The 5,201-nt window shown below is 61.3% G+C and carries 5 protein-coding genes; 2 read left to right on the top strand and 3 right to left on the bottom strand.

Annotated features, from left to right (window positions below; translation table 11 throughout):
* Positions 1-431: 431 nt before the first annotated feature.
* Positions 432-1,130, top strand: a complete 699-nt coding sequence (locus tag VHD36_19970; protein ID HVU89617.1) for a PEP-CTERM sorting domain-containing protein — start codon at positions 432-434, stop codon at positions 1,128-1,130.
* A gap of 392 nt (positions 1,131-1,522) precedes the next feature.
* Positions 1,523-2,992, top strand: coding sequence for a serine hydrolase (locus VHD36_19975; GenBank protein HVU89618.1), 1,470 nt, complete (start codon positions 1,523-1,525; stop codon positions 2,990-2,992).
* 88 nt (positions 2,993-3,080) lie between these two features.
* Here the strand turns inward: VHD36_19975 and VHD36_19980 are convergent, their stop codons facing one another.
* From VHD36_19980 to VHD36_19990, 3 genes are all read right to left on the bottom strand, one after another.
* A complete protein-coding gene (locus VHD36_19980; GenBank protein HVU89619.1) occupies positions 3,081-3,260 on the bottom strand; it encodes a hypothetical protein in 180 nt (59 codons plus the stop codon).
* 143 nt (positions 3,261-3,403) lie between these two features.
* Positions 3,404-4,357, bottom strand: a complete 954-nt coding sequence (locus tag VHD36_19985; GenBank protein HVU89620.1) for a DMT family transporter — start codon at positions 4,355-4,357, stop codon at positions 3,404-3,406.
* A 328-nt stretch (positions 4,358-4,685) separates the two neighbouring features.
* Positions 4,686-5,201 (bottom strand): hypothetical protein (locus VHD36_19990; GenBank protein HVU89621.1); only part of this gene is annotated, 516 nt, incomplete at its 5' end.

Below are 5,201 nucleotides of genomic sequence, written 5' to 3' on the forward strand. Positions count from 1 at the left end.
AAGCCCTCGTGGCTTTTTTCAACCTCGCCAAGTGCGAAGCAAAGCTTCGCACGGCTCGCAAAATAACGACTTACGTCGACATTTTGCCATCGCATCCCTGCGATGTCGCAGCCCGTTGAGTTCTTCAACAGGCTGCTAGGCGGCCACTGCCGCAGCGTCGGCCAAGCTATCCGCTGACTCGAAGCGTACCCCTTGCGAAGAGTCCCGGCGCGGCCAAGACCCTTGCAAATAAACAACTTGCAATCGGACGAGCGAGGGGGGTTGAAGTTCGGCGAGGCCGAGGCTGCCGCCGCCCCCCCACCCATTTGGTTTAAATTTTTGAGAAAAAATCAAATCTATTTAGTCAGGATATTCGTATTTCCCGCTAGAATGCGGTTGTTCGTGTGATTCCAGGGCAGATTTCATTAAGGCATCTACGGACGGGGGCGCTAATGTCTAGCAACTTGAATTGTTCGGCCCGGGGCACGTTCCATCGTTCCCTTTGTAAGGTCAGCGCTCTTTTTGGCGCATTCTGTGTCGTTGCTCTTGGCACTTCTGCCGCGCAAGCCACGATCCTGACGGTTCCGAATACGGTCTTTGCCGTTGGTTCGCCGTCGCCGACCGGTGGCACGATCGTCGCCAGCCAATCGCAGCCCTTCGCGACGTTGGATTACTCAGGCACGTTGATTTCCACGGTGGTGGCCGGCGACCCGAGCAATGCCTTGGGCGGCTTGGACTTTCTCTACCAGATCGTGAGCGATGTCACGAGCCCCGAGAATATCGAGCGCATTACGATCAATCGCTACACCGGCTACACCGTGAATGGTAGTTTCCAGACTCCTAATCCCGGGACGATCGCACCGAACACTTTAGACCGGCTAGTGAATGACGTCATCGGGGCGTCATTCAACAACCTGTTGGGTGGTCCGGGTTCATTGCCCGCCGGCAGCACCAGCTCGGTGATCGTGCTGCAAACGAACGCGCCAAGTTTTCAGTCAACGTTTGCATCCCTCATCAACGGCCTGACGACCCAAGTCAACAGCTATGCTCCGGCGGGTCAGCCGATTCCGGAGCCAGCCACGATGGTGTTGGCGGCAATCGGCGTCGGCACTCTGGCGCTCGTGGCTCGTCGCAAGCAATCGAAGGCCTAGTTCGTATCTGTGCCGTTATGACCGCGGAAATCGGCTTCTCCGCGGTCGGCGGCCATTACGAGCAACCGTCCTCTGGCGACCGCGCTCTCGCAACAGTTCACGGGCTCTGCCCGCGGCGCTAATTTGGCTTGCCCGGCGGTCGGGGTGCCGCGATCCATGCAATAGCGTTCGACGCTAATGCACGCTGGATGTCTATTTTGCGTCCCGGCGGTGCAAGACTTTTCGCTGCCGTGCGAATAGCATGGCGTCCAGAGACCGCTCTTGGTTCGACGCACAAGCCATCTGTTGGTTTGGCGCAGCCATGGTGGCCCCGCTCACCACCGAGGAGGATCTCGGCCATGCGCCACCTCTGTATTCTCTCCGCGTCTTTCCGCGCACAGCGTAACGCCGTCTTGCGAACCGCTTCCGCGGCCTTGGCGATCGTGCTGGTCGCGGCCTGCGCCACGGCGATTCGTGCCGCCGACGACTATTCCCCGGACGTGCAAAAACGCATCACGGCCGTCGAACAAGGATTGATCCCCGCAGTGCGGATCAAGGGACGCAGTCAGACTACCAAGATCTGCGATCGCATGACGCGCGATCATGTGCCGGCTGTCAGCGTGGCGGTGATCAACGGCGGCCGGATCGAATGGGCGAAAGCCTACGGGCTGGCCGACGCCGTCGAGGGCACGCCCGCCACGGTCGATACGCTCTTTCAGGCCGCATCGATGAGCAAGCCCATCACGGCCTTGGCAGCGCTCAAGCTGGTGGAGCAGGGCAAGCTCGAACTGGACGAGAACGTCAATCGAAAACTGCGATCCTGGCAGCTACCTGAGAATGAATTCACGGAAAAACACGCCGTGGATCTGCGCGGCCTGCTCAGCCATACGGCCGGGCTGACGATCCACGGCTTTCCTGGCTACGAAGTCGATGCGCCGCTGCCCACCGTGCCGCAGATCCTGGACGGCCAACCGCCCGCCAACACCGCGGCCGTGCGGGTCAACAAAGTGCCCGGCCACGGATTCCGCTACTCGGGCGGGGGAACCACGATGGCGCAACTGCTTATGTGCGACGTGACGGACCGGCCGTTCCCAGACCTCATGCACGACCTGGTGCTTGCCCCCTTCGGCATGTCCAAAAGCACGTTCGCGCAGCCGCTGCCGGCAGATCGCGCGGCGCAAGCCGCGCGCGCGCACAACGAAAAAGGGGAACGGGTCAAAGGGGGCTGGCACGTCTATCCCGAGATGGGGCCCGCCGGGCTGTGGACCACTCCTTCGGACATGTGCCGATACATGATCGCCGTGCAGCAGGCGCAGCGCGGCACGAATGATCGCGTGCTCAAGCGAACAATGCTCGACGAGATGCTCAAACCGCAAGGGGGCGGCCCGGTCGGCCTGGGTCCATTCATCGTCGAACGTGACGGCGCCAAGCGCTTCGAGCACAGCGGTGGCAACGAGGGGTTTCGCTGTAACTTCATCGCCTTTCTTGATCGTGATCAAGGGGCTGTCGTCATGACGAACGCCGACAGCGGCAATCGCGCAGTCAACGAACTGATGAACAGCATCGCCCTCGTTTACGGTTGGCCCGGGTTTGTGCCACCGGAGCGGGAGGCGGCAAGTGTCAGCAGCGAATCGCTGGATCGCCTGGTGGGTGACTATGCGCTCAACGTGGCCAGCGTCGCCACGATTTCCCGGCGCGGAGAGCAGTTGTTCGTGAAGCTGCCGCGTCAGCCCGAGTTGGAACTGCACACCGAATCGGCGACGCGATTCTTCAGCGACGATCCCGATTTTTCCGGTGCTTGCGTGCTAGACGATGCTGGGCAGGTGGCGTCGATCACTTTCCAGTTCGGCACTCGCGAGGTATCGGCCCGGCGGGTGAAATAAGGTTCAGCGGTACATCAAGCGTTCCACAGCCGAACGGAACGCTCGTGGTAGTCGCACGTTCGCGGTGGAGAAAACGCGACGGATAGCGCTACCGTGGATCGATGCGACCTCGATCTTCGCGGAGTTTCGCCAGCAACTTGCCGACTTCGGCGTGGACTCCTTGCGTGGCGCTGATGACCAGGCTGAGATTTCTCAGAAAAGGAGTGATCGAGCATTCTCCGCCCTCTGTCCACGCGTCGGGCTGGACATCGCTGCGGATGGCCTTCATGAGCGATTCGAAATCCGGAGCCTCGCCCTCCTCGCGAACAGCGGGCGGGACCACCAGATCGGCAGCGACCGGCGTCACGAAGATGGGAATGGCAATTGACGACGGTCCATTGCCGCCTTCCGCCGATGCCGTCTCTGAGCGTTTTACACGGCGCTGTCGTACCGCATGATCAGTATGGTAGCAGCCAGCACAATGCCCGCCCCCACGAGTGCCAAGGGGCTCATTCGCTCGCCCAAGAGCACACTGGCCAAGAGCACGCCGAAAACCGGCACGAGGTACAGCGACGCCGAGGCCACGGTCACCGGGATGTGCTCGAGCACGTAAAAGAACAGCAGCATCGACACCGTGTACATGAACAGGGCCAGAAAGGCGAATGCGGCCCAACCGCGCGCGTCGAGACCGGCGAGCAATCCGAAGTCCAAAGGCTCGCGCCACAACAGCACTGGGAGCGTGGCCACCGTGGCGGTGATGTAGCTGTAGATGAGAATCTCAACTTCGTGGAACCGGCTCATCAGCCCCTTGCAGTAAACGTTGTAAAACGAAGAGCCGAAGCAGCCGACCAGAATCAACAAATTGCCGCCCAAAAAGCTGCGCTCGACAAAATTGCTCTCTTCGATGTCCTTTACGCTCATCAGCGCCACGCCCACGAGGCCGATCGCCAGGCACAGTATGCGCAGCCTGGTCAGCCGCTCGCCCAGCATGAGCGAGGCGAGCACCGCGCTAAAGATCGGGATCATCAGGTTCAAGACGGCGCCGTTCGAGGCCAGCGACTCGAGCACGCCCCAGGTCATGCCGAGCTGCGCGAGCACCTGTCCCGCGATGCCGGCAATGGCAAAGCGTCCCCAATCGGGCAGGCCAGGCCAGCGGGCGCGAGAATCGCGCGCATGCAGACGAACCAAGAGCGGTAGCAGCAAAAGCGTGGCGACGTAAAACGGCAGAAACGTGATCCACAGCGGATGGTCGTGCCACTGCGTCTCGAGGATCTTGGCCGCCGTCGGCTGGCCTGACCACATCAGGCTCGCCGCCGCCAGCAGCAGCAGAAACCACCAGCCGCGGGTTGGGCGTGCGGCCGGCGGCGTTGGTCCATCGTCAGGCATGTAAGCAGTAGGCAGTAGCCAGTAGTCCGTACGCAGTTAAACGAGGAATGCAGAGTGCGAATTGATGCGCTGAGAGACACACGAAGATCAGCGCAACGAAAAAAACCGGGATGTCTTGATTAGACGACGCGATCAATCATAAGGATTGGGCGGCTGGATTCTCACCAGCATTGTCCCGGCAACTACATTCTACCCGCGGCGTCTTGCCGGACAAACGATGAATCAGCGGGCAGAGGGCAGTGGCGAAGCGCTGAGCGCCAAGTGATGAGTGCTGAGCGAAAGGAAGGCTTGATTTTCCGTTCACCACTCATCACTCCTCGTTCCGCGTTTATCCGGCCGTGACTTCAATCACGCCAAAACGATCTGCGCCGACTGAGCTGCCACGAAAGACGTACGGCTGCTGGCCGCGGGCGTCGGCATAATGTTGCACCAGACAATCGAACGCGTCCTCGCGATCGGCCAGCCCCAGCACAGCCACGGTGCCGCCTGCGCCGCCGCCGGTGACCTTGGCGCCAAAGATGCCCCGCTGCGGCCCTTGCTCGCGCGCCAGTTGCACGAGCAGATCCGTGGCCGGATTGCCCAGACCCGTCTCAGTGTAAGCGTAGTGCGACTGGTACATCAATTCGCCCATCAGGGTCGCGGCCGTGCGCGGATCGTCTACATCGGCCCCGCGGGCCAGTTCGGCGAAGAGCCGCACCCGCTCATTTTCCTCGACCGCGTACCGTGTGCAGGCGCGAATGGCGTAGCTGACCTCGGGCCGACATTGCGTAAAGGGATCGACGTGCTCGCCGGCCGCGGCCAGAAACTCGGCCCCCGTCATGCGTTCAGGCAGGCGCGATTCGTA

The organism is Pirellulales bacterium (assembly GCA_035546535.1).
Taxonomy (GTDB): domain Bacteria; phylum Planctomycetota; class Planctomycetia; order Pirellulales; family JACPPG01; genus JACPPG01.

Bases quoted from the DNA above. Each gene is read 5' to 3' on its own strand.
- VHD36_19970 (HVU89617.1), top strand. From the start codon at position 432: ATGTCTAGCAACTTGAATTGTTCGGCCCGGGGCACGTTCCATCGTTCC.
- VHD36_19980 (HVU89619.1), bottom strand. From the start codon at position 3,260: ATGAAGGCCATCCGCAGCGATGTCCAGCCCGACGCGTGGACAGAGGGC.
- VHD36_19985 (HVU89620.1), bottom strand. From the start codon at position 4,357: ATGCCTGACGATGGACCAACGCCGCCGGCCGCACGCCCAACCCGCGGC.